Source organism: Streptacidiphilus monticola, from assembly GCF_042658505.1.
GTDB lineage: Bacteria > Actinomycetota > Actinomycetes > Streptomycetales > Streptomycetaceae > Streptacidiphilus > Streptacidiphilus monticola.
Map to the genome: position 1 here is coordinate 15,192 of NZ_JBHSQJ010000001.1, position 14,090 is coordinate 29,281.

General features: G+C 72.1%; 15 protein-coding genes, 1 tRNA gene and 1 riboswitch. Of the genes, 9 read left to right on the forward strand and 7 right to left on the reverse strand.

The features are described from left to right. Window positions 1-4: 4 nt before the first annotated feature. Both ACFP3V_RS00075 and ACFP3V_RS00080 read right to left on the reverse strand, forming a co-directional pair. On the reverse strand, window positions 5-763 hold the full coding sequence (locus tag ACFP3V_RS00075; protein WP_380578225.1) for a tyrosine-protein phosphatase: 759 nt from the start codon (window positions 761-763) through the stop codon (window positions 5-7). After that, window positions 760-1,260 carry a DUF1990 family protein gene (locus ACFP3V_RS00080; RefSeq protein ID WP_380578227.1) on the reverse strand — a complete coding sequence of 167 codons (501 nt, stop codon included), beginning with the start codon at window positions 1,258-1,260 and terminating at the stop codon, window positions 760-762. The genes ACFP3V_RS00075 and ACFP3V_RS00080 overlap by 4 nt, the downstream gene beginning before the upstream one ends. A 229-nt stretch (window positions 1,261-1,489) precedes the next feature. Between ACFP3V_RS00080 and ACFP3V_RS00085 the strand changes: the two genes are divergently transcribed. After that, window positions 1,490-2,146, forward strand: coding sequence for a hypothetical protein (locus tag ACFP3V_RS00085; protein WP_380578229.1), 657 nt, complete (start codon window positions 1,490-1,492; stop codon window positions 2,144-2,146). A 41-nt stretch (window positions 2,147-2,187) separates the two neighbouring features. Continuing rightward, on the forward strand, window positions 2,188-2,967 hold the full coding sequence (locus tag ACFP3V_RS00090; protein WP_380578231.1) for a DsbA family protein: 780 nt from the start codon (window positions 2,188-2,190) through the stop codon (window positions 2,965-2,967). Window positions 2,968-3,225: 258 nt separating this feature from the next. On the opposite strand, the gene ACFP3V_RS00095 is transcribed toward ACFP3V_RS00090, so the two are convergent. Continuing rightward, the gene (locus tag ACFP3V_RS00095; RefSeq protein WP_380578233.1) at window positions 3,226-3,759 is read right to left on the reverse strand and encodes a PadR family transcriptional regulator; all 534 of its coding nucleotides are present in this window, start codon (window positions 3,757-3,759) and stop codon (window positions 3,226-3,228) included. Window positions 3,760-3,858: 99 nt separating this feature from the next. Between ACFP3V_RS00095 and ACFP3V_RS00100 the strand changes: the two genes are divergently transcribed. Both ACFP3V_RS00100 and ACFP3V_RS00105 read left to right on the forward strand, forming a co-directional pair. Further along, a complete protein-coding gene (locus tag ACFP3V_RS00100; RefSeq protein ID WP_380578236.1) occupies window positions 3,859-4,641 on the forward strand; it encodes an alpha/beta hydrolase in 783 nt (260 codons plus the stop codon). A 29-nt stretch (window positions 4,642-4,670) separates the two neighbouring features. After that, a complete protein-coding gene (locus tag ACFP3V_RS00105) occupies window positions 4,671-5,072 on the forward strand; it encodes a DUF4440 domain-containing protein (RefSeq protein ID WP_380578238.1) in 402 nt (133 codons plus the stop codon). Window positions 5,073-5,423: 351 nt separating this feature from the next. Here ACFP3V_RS00105 and ACFP3V_RS00110 read toward each other — a convergent pair whose 3' ends face one another. Then, window positions 5,424-6,098, reverse strand: a complete 675-nt coding sequence (locus tag ACFP3V_RS00110) for a DUF4241 domain-containing protein (protein WP_380578240.1) — start codon at window positions 6,096-6,098, stop codon at window positions 5,424-5,426. Window positions 6,099-6,375: 277 nt separating this feature from the next. Between ACFP3V_RS00110 and ACFP3V_RS00115 the strand changes: the two genes are divergently transcribed. Further along, on the forward strand, window positions 6,376-6,567 hold the full coding sequence (locus tag ACFP3V_RS00115; protein ID WP_380578242.1) for a hypothetical protein: 192 nt from the start codon (window positions 6,376-6,378) through the stop codon (window positions 6,565-6,567). Window positions 6,568-6,686: 119 nt separating this feature from the next. Further along, window positions 6,687-6,968 (forward strand): hypothetical protein, encoded by a 282-nt coding sequence (locus ACFP3V_RS00120; RefSeq protein ID WP_380578245.1) that lies wholly within the window; start codon window positions 6,687-6,689, stop codon window positions 6,966-6,968. Window positions 6,969-7,310: 342 nt separating this feature from the next. Here ACFP3V_RS00120 and ACFP3V_RS00125 read toward each other — a convergent pair. Next, window positions 7,311-7,383 (reverse strand) — tRNA-Arg (locus ACFP3V_RS00125). Window positions 7,384-7,800: 417 nt separating this feature from the next. On the opposite strand from ACFP3V_RS00125, the gene ACFP3V_RS00130 reads away from it, so the two are divergent. Next, window positions 7,801-8,862: a hypothetical protein gene (locus tag ACFP3V_RS00130; RefSeq protein WP_380578247.1), complete on the forward strand. Its 1,062-nt coding sequence runs from the start codon at window positions 7,801-7,803 to the stop codon at window positions 8,860-8,862. A gap of 106 nt (window positions 8,863-8,968) precedes the next feature. Next, the gene (locus tag ACFP3V_RS00135) at window positions 8,969-9,301 is read left to right on the forward strand and encodes a GNAT family N-acetyltransferase (RefSeq protein WP_380578249.1); all 333 of its coding nucleotides are present in this window, start codon (window positions 8,969-8,971) and stop codon (window positions 9,299-9,301) included. Window positions 9,302-9,442: 141 nt separating this feature from the next. Here the strand turns inward: ACFP3V_RS00135 and ACFP3V_RS00140 are convergent, their stop codons facing one another. Continuing rightward, window positions 9,443-10,636: a transglycosylase family protein gene (locus tag ACFP3V_RS00140; protein WP_380578251.1), complete on the reverse strand. Its 1,194-nt coding sequence runs from the start codon at window positions 10,634-10,636 to the stop codon at window positions 9,443-9,445. Between the two features lie 6 nt (window positions 10,637-10,642). Beyond that, window positions 10,643-10,798, reverse strand: a riboswitch (cyclic di-AMP (ydaO/yuaA leader). 239 nt (window positions 10,799-11,037) lie between these two features. Beyond that, on the reverse strand, window positions 11,038-12,204 hold the full coding sequence (locus ACFP3V_RS00145; protein ID WP_380578360.1) for a D-alanyl-D-alanine carboxypeptidase: 1,167 nt from the start codon (window positions 12,202-12,204) through the stop codon (window positions 11,038-11,040). Window positions 12,205-13,328: 1,124 nt separating this feature from the next. Between ACFP3V_RS00145 and ACFP3V_RS00150 the strand changes: the two genes are divergently transcribed. After that, a complete protein-coding gene (locus tag ACFP3V_RS00150) occupies window positions 13,329-14,015 on the forward strand; it encodes a GOLPH3/VPS74 family protein (RefSeq protein WP_380578254.1) in 687 nt (228 codons plus the stop codon). Window positions 14,016-14,090: the final 75 nt, after the last annotated feature.

Here is a 14,090-nt window from a genome sequence, read left to right on the forward strand (position 1 = left end):
GGCCTCATTCCACCAGCAGTCGCTCCCGCAGCGCCGCAGTGAACTGCGCGTCGAGGCCGAGGCGCTGTGCGACGTACCCCTCGACCGAGCCGTAGTCCGCCCGCAGCCCCGCGTAGAGCCTGGTGATCACCCCGGCGGGCGTGCGCCCGTACCCGGGCCAGCCCGGCACCTGTCCGCCGTGACCCTCGCTCCACTGGCCGATCAGCGCCTCCCGCGCCCGCTCGGTCAGCGCGAACTCGGCCACGACATCGGCCTCGGGGACCCCGAGCAGCGTCAGCACGAGCGCGGCGACCAGTCCGGTACGGTCCTTGCCCGAGGCGCAGTGGAAGAGCAGCGGGCCGGACCCGGGGTCGGCCACCAGCTCCAGCACCTGCCGAATCTCGGCGACGCCGTCCTCGGCCACCTCGCGGTACCGCTCGGCGAGGAACGGCCCGGGATCGACGTCCGCCCCCAACGCGGGCTGGTCGTAAGGACGGTGCTCGATGCTCAGGTTGTGGTACGCCAGCCCGGGGTAGGCGGGCACCCGCCCCGCGGGCTCGATCTCCCAGGGGTAGCGCAGGTCCACGACAGTGCGCACGCCGAGCCCGAGGAAGGTCCGCTCGTCCTCGCTGCCTGGCACGAGCTTGCCGAGCGAGTCGCCCCGGTACAACAGCCCGAAGGCGACGGCCCGACCGTCGGCGCCCCTCCAACCGCCCAAGTCACGGACGTTGTGCAGACGCTCGAAGGGGATGTCCCGGACGTGGACCGGCTGAGTGGTCGTCATGTCCGGATCCTACGGACCTCCGCACGGAGCGCCTGCGCGCAGCGACGGACGTACAGCCGCTGGAATGCCGGAACCAGCGGACCCATCGCGCGGATGTACCGAAGAGCGGGGCGACTGAACGCGGTGACGGACAGCCAGACGGAGCCGTCGGCGTCGAGTTCCACGACGAACGCCTCCTCACCCTGCTCGGGATGGCCGGTCAGGGTGCCGTACGCGAACCCCGTGCGGGTGGCGTCCGCGACCGTCCACACCACCGCGCAGGGCGCGGTCACCGGCCCGAGCCCCACCACCACACGCAGCCCGGGCACGGCCGGGCCGTCGGCCCTGACCCGGACGGGGACGCGGCGGTGCATCCGCCACGACAGCAGGGCGCCGGCGGCGGCGCGGTAGTCCCCGCCCCCGCTCCCGACCCGACCCCGGTACCGCAGATGCCGGTAGCCAAGAGGAAGCGCGCCGCCCTCGGTGGCCCCGACGTCCGCGTAGCTGAACACCGTCACCCGTGCATCCTCTCAGCGACCCCACGCCCCGTCAGGGGCGCGCGAGGAACTGCCTGAGCAGCACACCGCTCAGGGAGGTTCGTCCCGCAGACGGGGTCGGACCTCCCGAGCGGTGGGCTGGTCGCGGTGGGGGCACCCCCCGCCGCGGGGCTACCCCGGCCGAAGGCCGGGGGCGGGAGTGGGATCCTCGCGCCCCTGACAGGGCGGGGGTCGCTGGCATACTCGGGGCATGGGCATCCGTCAGTCGTGGCCACTGCGCGCGCTCCGCGCGCTGGTGTTCGCTGGGCTGACACTCGCCCTCTCCGCCGGCGCGCACCTGCTCGTCAACGCGCAGACCCCGCTCCCGGGCCGCGCCATGGCTCTCACCGGCGCGGGGGTGTTCGTCTTCGCCCTTGCCGCCACCGCCGCCGAGCGCGGCTACTGGCAGATCGCGGGGGCGCTCGTCCCGCTGGAGCTCGCGCTCAACAGCATCTGGAACGTCGGCCAGGCCGACTGCTTCTCCCCCGCCGCCCACGGGGGCAACGTCCCGACGCTCCTCCTCTGCGGCAACGGCGGTCTCGGCGGTACCACGACCCACCATCTCGCCGCCGCCACCGGGGGCCTGACGACGACTCAGGCCCTGCTTCTCCTCGCCGCCCACGTCCTCGCCGGGCTCGTCGTCTCCCTCTGGCTGCGTCGTGGCGAAGCCCTCGTCCACCGCGCCGTCCGGGCCGTGGCCCTCACACCGCTGCGCGCGGCTCTGAGCCTGCTGGCGCTCGTCCCCGCCGAGCCCGCGGTCGCCCCGGCCGCACCGCTGCCGTCCCCCGACGACACGCCCGCGCCCGGCGTCCTGCTCGCCCGGGCCGTCTCCAGGCGTGGCCCACCGGAACAACTCGCGTTCGCCTGACGCCCGTTCCGTGCCACCACACCTGAGAGGCTTCCTCACCCATGTCCCAGCAACAGTTCACCCCGCCCTCCCCGCGTGATCGCGTCGCCGCCGCCCGCGCCGCCGAGCAGCGCTCCCGGCTCGTCCGCAACGGCGTGATCGCCGCCGTCGTCACCGTCGTCATCGGCCTGGTCGCCGCCATCGGCATCGCCGTCCTGGTCACCGACCACAACAAGCCCAAGCACAACAGCGCCACCGCCGCCGCCGTGCCCGCCCACGCCGACGGGACGGTCATCGTCTACGGCAACCCCAAGGCGACCGCCACCCTCGACGTGTACGAGGACTTCCGCTGCCCCGTCTGCGGCGCCCTCGAACGCACCGACGGCAAGAAGATCCAGGAGCTCGCCGACAACGGCACCTACAAGATCCGGTACCACATGGGCACCTTCCTGGACGGCAACCTCGGCGGCTCCGGCTCCGCCGACGCCCTCGCCGCGGCCGGCGCGGTGCTGAACCAGGGCACCGCCCAGTTCAAGGCCTTCCACGACCTCCTCTACGCCAACCAGCCGGCCGAGGAGACCACCGACGCCTTCGCCGACGCCAACACCCTGGCGGCGCTCGCCGCCAAGGTCCCCGGCCTGAACCAGCAGGCCTACGCCGCAGCCGTGAAGGCCGGCACCTACAAGAACTGGGCCGCCGACGTCTCCGCCGCCTTCGACTCCAGCGGCGTCACCGGGACGCCGACGCTGGCCCTCAACGGCAAGCAGCTGAACGTCTTCTCGAACCAGGGCCCGATCTCGCCCACCGCCTTCGAGCAGTTGGTCAAGCAGACCATCGGCTGACGCCCTGCAGCGCATGGCCCGGCGCACCCGGGCCATGCGCGCCGTGCCGGCCGGTGACCGGCAGGCAGCGCCCCTCCGGCCCGTCGGACCGTCCGCCCCTCACTGTCGCCGAGGCCGGCTGCGGCCGCCGGCGCGAGGCCGAGACCGCCGTGGACCGGCGCGGGGCTGGTCCCGAAGCCGCCGCGGCTGCGTGCCGTCCGGCACAGGCAGAACCCACGAGGTTTCCCTGCTGAGCGAAGCAGAGCCCTGAGCGGCGGGTCAGTCGGCGGCAGCGCCGAGCAGGGCCAAGGTCGAGCGCAGCCAGTCGAGTTCGGTCCTGGTCGTGGCCCGGGCGATCCGTAGCAGCCCCTGCCGGAACGGGTCCGTCAACTCCTCGGCCCGCAGCGGGCGTTCGCCCTCGTAGAAGAAGCTGCTCGGCTGGGACAGGAAGTCCAGCCGCCGCCGCAGCACGGCCGCCTGCGCCGCCGCGTCGTCGAGGTGGCGGAGGAAGGCCAGCACGGTGAACCACCGGTTCTCGTCACTGACGTCCACCCCGTCGGCCTCCGCCAGCCGTCGGCGCAGCTCGTCCCGCCCCTCCTGAGTCAGCGTCAGCACGTGCCGGGGAGCGGCCCGACTGCCGGGCTCGGTGCGCCGGTCGATCCAGCCGGCCCGCTCGAGCCGCTTGATCGCGGGATACAGCGTGCCGTCCGCGATCGGCCGGACGTGGCCGGTCAGCTGCGCGACGCGGTGCTTGAGCTCGTAGCCGTGGAGGGGCTGCTCGTAGAGGAAGCCCAGGATCGCCGTTTCCAACACCCCTGCATCCTCCCGCACTGGCCGTATACATCGATGCCGATATATAGTCCTTCCGATGCATGACTGCCCTGCCCACCGCACCCTCGCCTTGGAGTCCTGATGCAGCACGCCCCCGTGACGCCGTCCGGCGCGCAGATCCGCTGGATCGAGCTGCCGGCCCATACGGCCCGCGACCGCGACCGCCCGCCCCGCGTCTACCTGCACGGGCTCGGCGCCTCCTCCGGCCCCTACTTCGCCGCCACCGCCGTGCACCCGGCGCTGGCCGGTCCCCGCTCCCTCCTCCTCGACCTGCTCGGCCACGGGATCAGCGACCGGCCGCAGGATTTCGACTACTCACTGGAGAGCCACGCGGACGCCGTCGCCGCCGCGCTGACCGCCGCAGGCGTCGCAGATGCGGAGGTGATCGGGCACAGCTTGGGCGGTGCCGTGGCCATCGCGCTGACGCACCGTCACCCCGGGCTGGTCTCCCGGCTCGTGCTCGCGGACGCCGTCCTCGACCCGATCCAGCCCTGCCGCCCCGGCCCGGGCAGCAGCGGCATCGCGAGCTACAGCGAGCAGGAGTTCCTGGACGGCGGCTGGCGCGAGGTCCGCGAGGCGGTGGGCCCGCACTGGTGGTCCACCATGCGCCTCGCCGACCGCACCGCCCTGCACCGCAGTGCGGTCCACCGCACCCGCGGCACCCTTCCGAAGCCCCTGCGCGCCCTGCTGCTCGAACTGCCGCTGCCACGCACCTTCCTGCACCCGGCCGCCGAGACGGTGATCGGAGCCGACCAACTCACCGCTGCGGGCGTGAACCTGGTCCCCATTCCGGACGCCGGCCACAACCTGATGCTCGACGCCCCGGACGCCTTCGCGGCGGCGGTGGCCGCGTCCCTGTCCTGACGGCCCGCTCCGCCGCTAACGTCCGCCGCATGTCCCTCACCGAGATCGACGCCGTCACCGCCGACTTCTTCGGCGCCTTCGACAACCGCGGCGGCAAAGCCCCCGGCATCGCCCACCTCCGCCGCCTGCTGCTCCCGCAGGCGGTCATCGTAGTGACGAGCCCTCAGTTCACCGTCCTGTCGGTGGACGAGTTCCTCAAGCCGCGCGAAAGCCTGCTGACGGACGGCCGGTTGGTCGACTTCTCCGAATGGGAGACCTCCGCCCGCACCGAGCTCTCCGGAGACCTGGCCTCCCGCCTGAGCGAGTACCGCAAGTCCGGCCTCCTCAACGGCCGCCCCTACGAGGGCACCGGCACCAAGTCCCTGCAGTTCGTGCGCACGCCGGAGGGCTGGCGCATCTCCGCCGTGGCCTGGCAGGACCACCCGGCCTGAGCCCCGCGCGGACATGGCACGCCTTGGCGCAGGCACGCGCATCGGCCCAGGGCGGCGTACACAGTGGGCCACGGAGGAAGCGGAGGGCCGGCTCGAGGAGACTGCTTCCCCGAGCCGCCCTTCGGTGCTGTGTGGCTGCTGTCGCTCGCGCGCCAGGCAGGACTCGAAGGCGCTTGCCCCCTGCCGCAGGGGCGCCGGACTCGGCCAGACCCTCCGCACGACCCGTAACGGCAAGCCCAAGCCGGGCAAGCCCTGCCGCCGCTGCCGCACCATCGGCCTCAGTTTCCGGACAGGCCGCCGCGGCCTGGAATGCCTGCCCACGCAACCGCCACCGGGCCACCCGCTGACTGTCTAGGCAGCCGATTCCCGGCCCGGCTGCGGAACGATGAGGAACTCGGTGACGAAGCCGGTGACGGCGCCGCTCTCGTCATGGCCGACCCACGTCGGATAGGAGCCGTCACCCCACCCGGACGGGAACGCGACGAACTGGTACCGGCCTTCGTCGTCGGTCATGGACGCGGGCAGGCAGTTCATGGACTCCTCGCCGTACATCGCGTCCGCAAGGGGTTCCCCGTACTCGTCCAGCAGGTCACCGAGCGGAATGGTGCCGGCGGCATCCACGAAGCAACCGGTTCCCGCGTCCACGCCATAGCCGTAGAACTCGTTGTCGTCGAGGGACTCGGCACTCTGACCCTCCGTCAGAGCCAGGGACCACCTCACCGTGGGCTCCTCACTGACCTTCAACCAGGCGGCTGCCACGCGCTCGTGCGCAAAGGACGGGTCTTCCTCCCGGGCCACCTCGACCACCGACAGAACCACCGGATACGTGCCCGGGTCCACCACCTCCACGAACGGCTCGACATCGTCCCCGAGCCCGACGAACGGGTCGCAGGCCGCGACCTGCCCCGTCGGCAAGCTCAGTTCGGCCGCCGGAAGGTTCGTCACCGTGGCCGACAGGCCCCGGCCGCAGTCGTACCAAGTGCCCGCGGTGAACAGGCGCTCCACATCAGGCGCGACAAGGGGCATCGGACCTCACTCGCATTCTCGACAGATCGCATCGTGCTGACAGACAAACCGCGCGGCGAAATCGCCAGGCTGCGCGGTCGGCGCTGGCAGGTGTCGCAGGTCCCCTCAGCGAAGCCCGGACGTCGGTTAGGTCCCGGCTCGAAGCCGGGCCACCCTCAGACAGATCCGGGAAGGCCGACATCCCTACAGAGCTGGAACCCCCGGAAGCCGACCGCGCAGCGCACACCCTAGCCACCCTCACCGACACCCCCCGCCACACTCCCGGGAGGTTTCCCCCGTGGTGTTCAACGTCTCCGCCGCCCTGCTGTTCGGCGTCGCCCTCGTGTTCATGGTCCGCGCCCGGATGGCCCCCGTCGGCGGGTCGATCGTCGCGTTCCTCTTCGGCTTCTACGCCGCCGCGTCCGGCCTCGCCCCCGTCGTCTCGGACTTCGTCACCTCGCTCGCCCACGCCCTCGCGTCCCTCCACTGACCGGAGTTGACCCAGAGCACCGCCGATCCGCTCGCGGTCCGGCCCATGGCCGCCGCCCACCTGCGCGACGCCCTCACCGCCGCCCAGCGCGGCCACCTCCCCGAGCACTCGGAGCCCTGATGTCCATCGACGCCGAGTCCTGGCGCGGCATCGAACACCGCCTCGCCCTGCTCGGCTCCACCCCCTGTCCCCCGTCCTCGCGGCCGGACCGCTCGCCGTCCGCATGGCCGAGGAGAAGCGCGAGAGCACCGCCCGTCCTGCGGTTGCTCGCCCGCGAAAGGGGGCTGCGCGAACAGGGCGGCACCGAGTTCGTCCCCAGCCCGCCGCCCGGCAGCAGCCACCCCGGCCCCGCCGAGCAGGCCCGACCGAGGTCCCGCGCCCGAGCGCCCTGGCTCCCGTGATCGAGCTACGGCGGGCCGCATGAAGCCGCCGGTCGCGCCGCTGCCCCTCTGGGAGCGGGTGGTCCACGCCGCCGAGGGCAGTGATCTCGCCTGGAGGCGGGCCAACCGACCAAAGCAGGGGCCTTCGCCACCGGCCCGTCCCGCCTGCTCGTCGTGGACCTGGACACCGCCGAACCCGGGATGAACATCTACACGCACGTCGCGCAGGACACCCAGCGTGAAGCCATCAGCCGCATGGACCGGCTGTTGAAGCACCGTCAGCGTTCGAACTGACCGACCCTTGCCGTCAACTGCTGCCGTCAAAACGCCCCCGACCGATGCGGCCGGGGGCGTTTTGCCTTGTGCCCCAGGCAGGATTCGAACCTGCGACACCCGCTTTAGGAGAGCGGTGCTCTATCCCCTGAGCTACTGAGGCGGGGCGTTCCGTGCCGTCCGGGAGTGCCCGGCGGCCAGGGACAGCCTAGCGGATCAGTGCACCGGCGCGGTCGGATCCGTGGGCGGCCCTGGCGGTGGCTGCTCATGGCGGGTCGGCGCGCATCGGGGCCGAGTCGCCCCTGTCCCGGCCCAGGGTCGGTCGGCAATGCAAACGCCGAACGCGGACGCTGAACGCCGAACGCCGATGCCGCCCCCACCCCCACCCCCCACTCCGGCCCCAGGTAAGAGCTACGTAAGGTAGGCGGCACCCCAGCGTGCTCGCACATCCGTGCGGGCGCGCTCTGCTTCGTACCTCTGGTACCCCCTCTCCTAGGAGCCTCCGATTCGCGCACGTCATGCCGTCGCCGCAGGGACCCTCGCCGCCGCGGTCGCCGCGGCGGTGACCGCCTGTGGGGCGGTGAAGGAACTGACCACCGCCGAGAAGGTGCACGATGCCTTCGACAAGCTCGGAGCCGGGCACGCCATCACCGTCGACCTCCAGCTCAGGGCCACCGCCGACCAGTTGCTGGCGCTGGACGCCCAGGACCCTTCGGGCGGCCCCAAGCTGACGCGGGCTCAGGCCGAGCAGATGGCGGGCATCGGCATCACCGTCGCTGTCAGCTCCGACAAGCCGGTGAAGGACGCCCTGCAGAGCGCGTCCGCCGACACCGGCAAGCTCGACCCGAGCCTGAACATGGACCTCACCGTGCACAGCGGCACGGGGGCCGTCCTGGCCGAGGTGCGGGCGGTGTCGGGCAAGGAGTACCTGAAGCTGGACTTCGCCGCCCTCTCCGAGATCGGGCCGAGTGACCAGGGATCGGCTGGGGACCTGGCCGACCTGCGGTCGATGAGCGCCTCCCTGCCGCCGAGCATGGGGGCGCTGAAGAACCTGCTCCAGGGGAAGTGGGTCAGCATCGACCCCGCCAAGTTCGCGTCGTTCTCCAAGTCCCTCCAGAGCTCCGGATCCGGCTCCGGCACCAACGCCGCACGTCCGAGCGCAGCGCCCTCGCTGGACGCCGCCCAGCAGAAGAAGCTGACCGATGCGCTGACCGGCGTGTTCGAGAAGGACGTCCACCTGACCGACAAGGGGACGAAGGACGGCATCGACACCGTCGAGCTCAAGGCCGGCAACACCCGCACTCTGCTCGCTGACGTGCAGAAGCAGGTCTTCCCGGTGCTGAAGTCGATCCCGGGCTTCCCTGGCGGCCTGCCCACCTCGGCGCCGACCGGGGTGCCGACGACGCCGGCCGTCGCCACCCTGGGGATCGACACGAGCAGCGGCACCCTCAGCAGCGTCGCCCTGGACGCGGGCCAGTTCGACACCAAGCACCCGGGCACGCACCTGCCGCTGGTGCTCGGCTTCAAGGACACCGCCGCCGCGGTCAGCGCGCCCGCGGGTGCCGTCGAGTTCGACCCCGCCTCGCTCGGGGACATGATGAGCGGCCTCGTCGGCGGCTCGGACACCGCTCCGCTCAACTGACGGATCGGCCTGCCCACCCGGGCCTGTCGCACTGGCAGGCCCGGGTGGGCACGCCGATGATGGGGCAGGGGCCATGGAGGAGACGAACGAGGAAAGAGGCGCACCGATGGCAGTCGAGACGGACGTGACGATCCAGGACGTCCCCCAGGCCCACCGCTTCGAGGCACGGATCGGGGACGAGCTGGTCGGCTTCGCCTCCTATGTCCGCGACGACCAGCGGGTGATCTATCAGCACACCGTCGTGGGTGTGCCCTACGAGGGCATGGGCATCGGCAGCACGCTCGCCCGCGCCGCCATCGAGGACGGCCGGGCGCGCGGCCTGCGGATCAAGGCGACCTGCCCCTTCATCAAGGACTGGATGGCCCGCCATCCCGAGGAGTTCACCGACGTGGAGACCGGCGAGGCGGACCCCGCCGGCACGGGGGACGGAAAGCGCTGACACCGGACAGCGCGCGAGCGGGGAGCCCCCGTCCGGAGGGATCGGACGGACGGGGGCTCCCCGCTCGCGTGGTGACGGGACGTCAGGCGGACGTCGGACGAGACGTCAGCCGGAATGCCAGCCGGAAACGCGGCCGGAACCTCAGCGGAGGCGGCCGGCGAAGTCCGGGGCCCAGTCGCTGATGTTCATGTACTTCACGCCCGAGCTCGGGTTGGCGGCCTCGACGTACTTGCCGTTGCCGACGTAGATCGCGACGTGGTACGCGCCCGAGGCGGAACCGTTGCTGGACCAGAACAGCAGGTCACCCGGCTGCAGGTTGCTCAGCGAGACCTGGGTGGACGCCTCGGCCTGGGCGTAGCTGGTACGGGGGGCGGAGATGCCCGCCTTGGCCAGCGCGGCCTGGACCAGGCCGGAGCAGTCCCAGCCGTTCGGGCCGGTGCCGCCCCAGACGTAGGCGTCGCCCACCTGGGCCTCGGCGAAGGAGACGGCCGCGGCCATGCTGCCGGAGACGGTGCTGCTGGCAGCCTGGGTCACGGTGGAACCGGTGCTCCGGGCCGAGGTCGTGGTCGCGCTCGCGGTGGAACCCGACTCGGAGTCGGACGACTCCTGGGAGGAGGTCGCGGACGACTTGGTGGCGGTGGTGGCGGTGCCGCCCAGCTTCAGGACCTGGCCGGGGTAGATCAGGTCGGGACCGGACGTCAGCGTGGCGCGGTTCAACTCGTACAGACGCTCCCAACCCCCCGACACGTGCTGGTCGATGGCGATGGTCGACAGCCAGTCGCCGGACTTCACGGTGTAGGTCCGGCCGCTGTCGGCGGTCGTCGCCGAGGAGGACGAGGACGAGCCGGCGGCGGAGGACGAGGACGAGGACGAGGACGACGAGGAGGTGGACTTCTTCGTCGCGGTGGAGCTGCTGGACGAGCCGAGGCTGGACAGGTCCGGCGAGCCGCTGTTCTGGGACAGGCCGGCGCGCGGGCCGCAGACGGGCCAGGCGCCCGGACCCTGGGAGGCCAGGACCTTCTCGGCGACGGCGATCTGCTGGGCCTTGGTGGCCCGGTCGGCGGTGGAGGCGTACTGCGTGCCGCCGTAGGCCGCCCAGGTGGAGGCCGAGAACTGCAGGCCGCCGTAGTAGCCGTTGCCGGTGTTGATGGACCAGTTGCCGGTGCTCTCGCACTGCGCGACCTTGTCCCAGGTGGACACGGAGGCGGCGTGCGCACTGGTGGCGGCGACGAAGGGGACGGCCACGCCGGCGCCGGCGACACCGACGGTGGCGAGCAGGCGGGTGGCGATGCGACGGGACTTGGGAGCGCGATGGCGCCCGTTTCCGGACAGCATGTATGGAGTTCCTCTCCCACGCCTGCGAGGTGAGCTGTCGGATTCGGGCCGTGAGGTAGCCCGGACGCGCATGGCGTCTTCACCCCAAGCCGTGCGCACGAAGGCGCGCGCAGCGGCGACTTACCTGGTTCCCCCGCTCCTGCCGTGGTGCATGTGCGAGTTCCCGGCACCCCCGACGGCAGGACTCGGCGTTCCGGAGGTGCTGGCTCCGCTTGGAAGCGAACGTCCAGGACCCTAGGTCGGCAGACCGAAAGATCACAAGCTGCTGACCGTATCTGTCACACCTTCATATCTGAAGGGAGGTCAGAAAACGGACATAGCTGGCGACTCAATACGGACATAGAGCCCATATCAGGTCGCCAGCTATGTGACCTAACCCTGTGTCAGCCGAGCGCGGCGGCTCAGCCCAGTCGGGTCAGCCGCGCTCCGTACGACGGCTCGGCGAGGTCCGACTGCAGCGAGACGGTCGTCGTCTGGGAACCGGCGCCGCCGTTCCCGACCACCAGTGTGCCGACCACGGCGCCCGCCTTGGCGCGGTGCGGGACGCCGCCCGTGACCGGCTCCAGCGCGACGGAGACGGACAGCCCGCCCCACCCGACGACCGTCAGGTCCTGGTCGGCCACGACCGGGACGCGCCCGCCCAGGCCGTCGTCGACATACCCGACGACCTGGCCCTTCTTCACCAACTGGTGGGCCTGCAAGGCCTGCTCGGCGCTGACGACCAGCTTCTTGCTGTTGGTCAGCACGCTCGGCAGATAGCCGCCGGTCTCCGCGGTCGCCGGCTGGCTGAGCACCACGCCGAGGACGGTCTTGGTCACACCGCCGACCTTCTGCTGCGCCGCCCACATCAGGCACCCCAGCGCGGCCGTGCTGGAGCCGGTCTTCACGCCGATGACGCCGTTCTTCTGCAGCAGCGCGTTGTTGTTGTAGATGACCCCGGACGCCAGCGGCGGCGTGAACGACGCGGTCCCGACGATCTGCGCGAACACCTGGTCCTGCATCACCTGTTCGGCCAGCTTGAGCTGGTCGTTGGCGGTGCTGCGGGTGGTGCCGTCGAGGCCGCTCGGATCGGTGTAGGTGGTCTTGCCCATACCCAGCGCCTGCGCCGAGGCCTGCATCTTGCGGACGAAGGCGGCGTCGCTGCCCGCATCCCAACGGCCAAGCAGGCGGGCGATGTTGTTGGCCGAGGGGATCAGCAGCATCTGCAGCGCCTGGTACTCGGTGATCTGCTCGTTCAGCGCCACCTTGACCACGGACTCGCCCTGGGGGCCGCCCTTGGTGTAGTCGTCCACGGCCTGCTGGTCGACGGTGATGGTCGGGCCCTGCTCGCCCAGCTTGAGCGGGTGGTCCTTGAGCACCTGATAGGCCGTCATCACCTTGGTGACGCTGGCGATCGGCACCGGGTTGTCCGAGCCGCTGTGGCCGAGGCTGCCCAGTCCGACCACCTCGGCGGTGGCCTGGCCCTTGGCCGGCCAGTCGAGCGTCGGTGCGGAGCCGTCGAAGGCGTACCCGGTCGCCGCCGTCAGCTTGAGCTGCGGGGACGGCAACGGGCGCAGCACCTGCACCACGGCGACGATCAGCGCGAGGATCAGCAGCAGCGTGCCCCACAGCCGGATCCGGCGCAGCGCGATCCGCGCCGGCGTCATCGGCCTGGCGCTCAGGCCCGCGAGGATCTCCATCGCCTCGGAGGTGGTCTCCGGTCCCGGTTCCGGGCCCGGCTCAGGACCCAGCTCAGGGCGTGGCGCGGCAGCGCCGGCGGCGGACGGGGCGACCTGGGGCGCAGGCGGGGCGACCGAGGCGCCGGACGGGCGCGGCACGGCGACGGTGTGCTGCTCATCACGGGCAGTGGTACCCGCCCGGGACGGAACTGACGCCTGGTCAGTCGCCACCGGCTCGGGATGGGCACGGCCCTCGGCGACGGCCTGCCCGGCCGCCTCGGACGGCCGGACGTGGCGCAGGGTGCGGGTCGGCTCGTCACGCGGGACGCGCAGCGCGGTGGTCGGGGAGTCCACGCGCGGCGCGGCCGACCGCGGTTCCCGGGACCGGGCCCCGGTGGCGGGCGCGGCGTCGTTGTCGGGGGCGGTCTCGGCGGCCGCCCCTGCCCCGGCGGCACGGGCGATCCCGGGTTCGCGGCCGGCGTCGGACTCCGCCGGGGCCGCGGGTTCCGTCCCGAGCTCGGGCTCGTGCTCCGAGCCGGCCTCGGCCTCGGCCTCGGGCGCGGTATCGGACTCCGCCGCCGCCTCGGCCAACGGCCGTGCCGCCGCCTTCGCCGATCCGTCCGACCCGGCCCGGGACTCCGGCTTCGGCTCCACGGTCTCGGCCGTCCCGGTCCTCGCCGGAGCCTGCGCCGCAGGGGCCGTCTCCTCCTGCCGAGCGTCCCCGGTCCGCTCCGCCCTCTCGGGGGACTCGCCCACGTAACCCAACCTCCTCGCACGCCTGTGGAAACTCGCTGCCCCAAGTGTCCTGCACCCGACCGGGCCTGGCCGACCACCACGGCGCTGACCGGCGATTCCTCAGTCCGTCCCCAACGCAGGCGGCCGCCCCAGTGCCAGACGTGAGGCGTCGACAGAACGGTTCCGGGGCCGGTGATCCGACGGGGCGTCAGATCACGGCAAGGTGTCACTCTCAAGGCACTCTCGACAGCAGGGTGTGAGAGGCGTCACTCTGTTGGCATCCACGCGGGGAGGCTTGGATGGGCAGGAGCCGCAGAACAGTTCCGGAGGAGCTGCTGTTGCTCGCACTGGACCCGGCCACGGGTACCACGGCGCAGCCGCAGACCCTCGACCTCGGACTCGCCGGGGCCCAGCTCGTGGAGCTGGCCATGGCAGGAAGGATCGTCCCGGACGGGGACCGGATCACCGTGGTGAATCCACGGCCGACCGGTGACCCGACCCTCGACCACGCACTCGAACTGCTGCGAAGGCGCGGCAGCGCGGTGCGGGCGGTGCAGTGGATCGGCGGGCCGCGACTCGGCCTCCGGCAGACCTACCTGGCGCACCTGGAACGCTGCGCCATGGTGAAGGCGGTGCCGGGGCAGGTGTGCGGAGTGCTGCCGACGACGCGGTACCAGGCGTCGGACGACTGCACCAACGCCGCCATCAAGGAACGGCTGGACACCGCGATCCGGACCGGCGTGCCGCCGGACCCGCGCACCGCGGCGCTGGCGGCGCTGGCCCACGCGGTGGGCCTCGGCAAGCACCTGTACCCCGGCAACGAGGGCCGCTCCTCGCGGTCCCGGCTGCGGGACCTGATCCGCTACGACCCGCTCGGCGGGATGGTGGCACATGCGGTGATGGATGTGCAGAACGGGCTTCCCGCCCCCCGGCGGACCAGCCCCACACCGGCACGCGGACCTGTACTCCGCGCCGCCGCAAGCTAGTTCCGCGTCAACGAACCTTCGCCCCGCCGCGCCGCCAGGCACCGCCATCTCCTTGCGTTGGTGGAACGTCCAAGT

What these genes read in the sequence shown, in the direction of transcription:
- ACFP3V_RS00140 (WP_380578251.1), bottom strand. Translation starts at nt 10,636, where the DNA reads ATGCTGTCCGGAAACGGGCGCCATCGCGCTCCCAAGTCCCGTCGCATC.
- ACFP3V_RS00110 (WP_380578240.1), bottom strand. Translation starts at nt 6,098, where the DNA reads ATGCCCCTTGTCGCGCCTGATGTGGAGCGCCTGTTCACCGCGGGCACT.
- ACFP3V_RS00150 (WP_380578254.1), top strand. Translation starts at nt 13,329, where the DNA reads ATGGGCAGGAGCCGCAGAACAGTTCCGGAGGAGCTGCTGTTGCTCGCA.
- ACFP3V_RS00135 (WP_380578249.1), top strand. Translation starts at nt 8,969, where the DNA reads ATGGCAGTCGAGACGGACGTGACGATCCAGGACGTCCCCCAGGCCCAC.
- ACFP3V_RS00085 (WP_380578229.1), top strand. Translation starts at nt 1,490, where the DNA reads ATGGGCATCCGTCAGTCGTGGCCACTGCGCGCGCTCCGCGCGCTGGTG.
- ACFP3V_RS00105 (WP_380578238.1), top strand. Translation starts at nt 4,671, where the DNA reads ATGTCCCTCACCGAGATCGACGCCGTCACCGCCGACTTCTTCGGCGCC.
- ACFP3V_RS00120 (WP_380578245.1), top strand. Translation starts at nt 6,687, where the DNA reads ATGTCCATCGACGCCGAGTCCTGGCGCGGCATCGAACACCGCCTCGCC.
- ACFP3V_RS00090 (WP_380578231.1), top strand. Translation starts at nt 2,188, where the DNA reads ATGTCCCAGCAACAGTTCACCCCGCCCTCCCCGCGTGATCGCGTCGCC.
- ACFP3V_RS00075 (WP_380578225.1), bottom strand. Translation starts at nt 763, where the DNA reads ATGACGACCACTCAGCCGGTCCACGTCCGGGACATCCCCTTCGAGCGT.
- ACFP3V_RS00100 (WP_380578236.1), top strand. Translation starts at nt 3,859, where the DNA reads ATGCAGCACGCCCCCGTGACGCCGTCCGGCGCGCAGATCCGCTGGATC.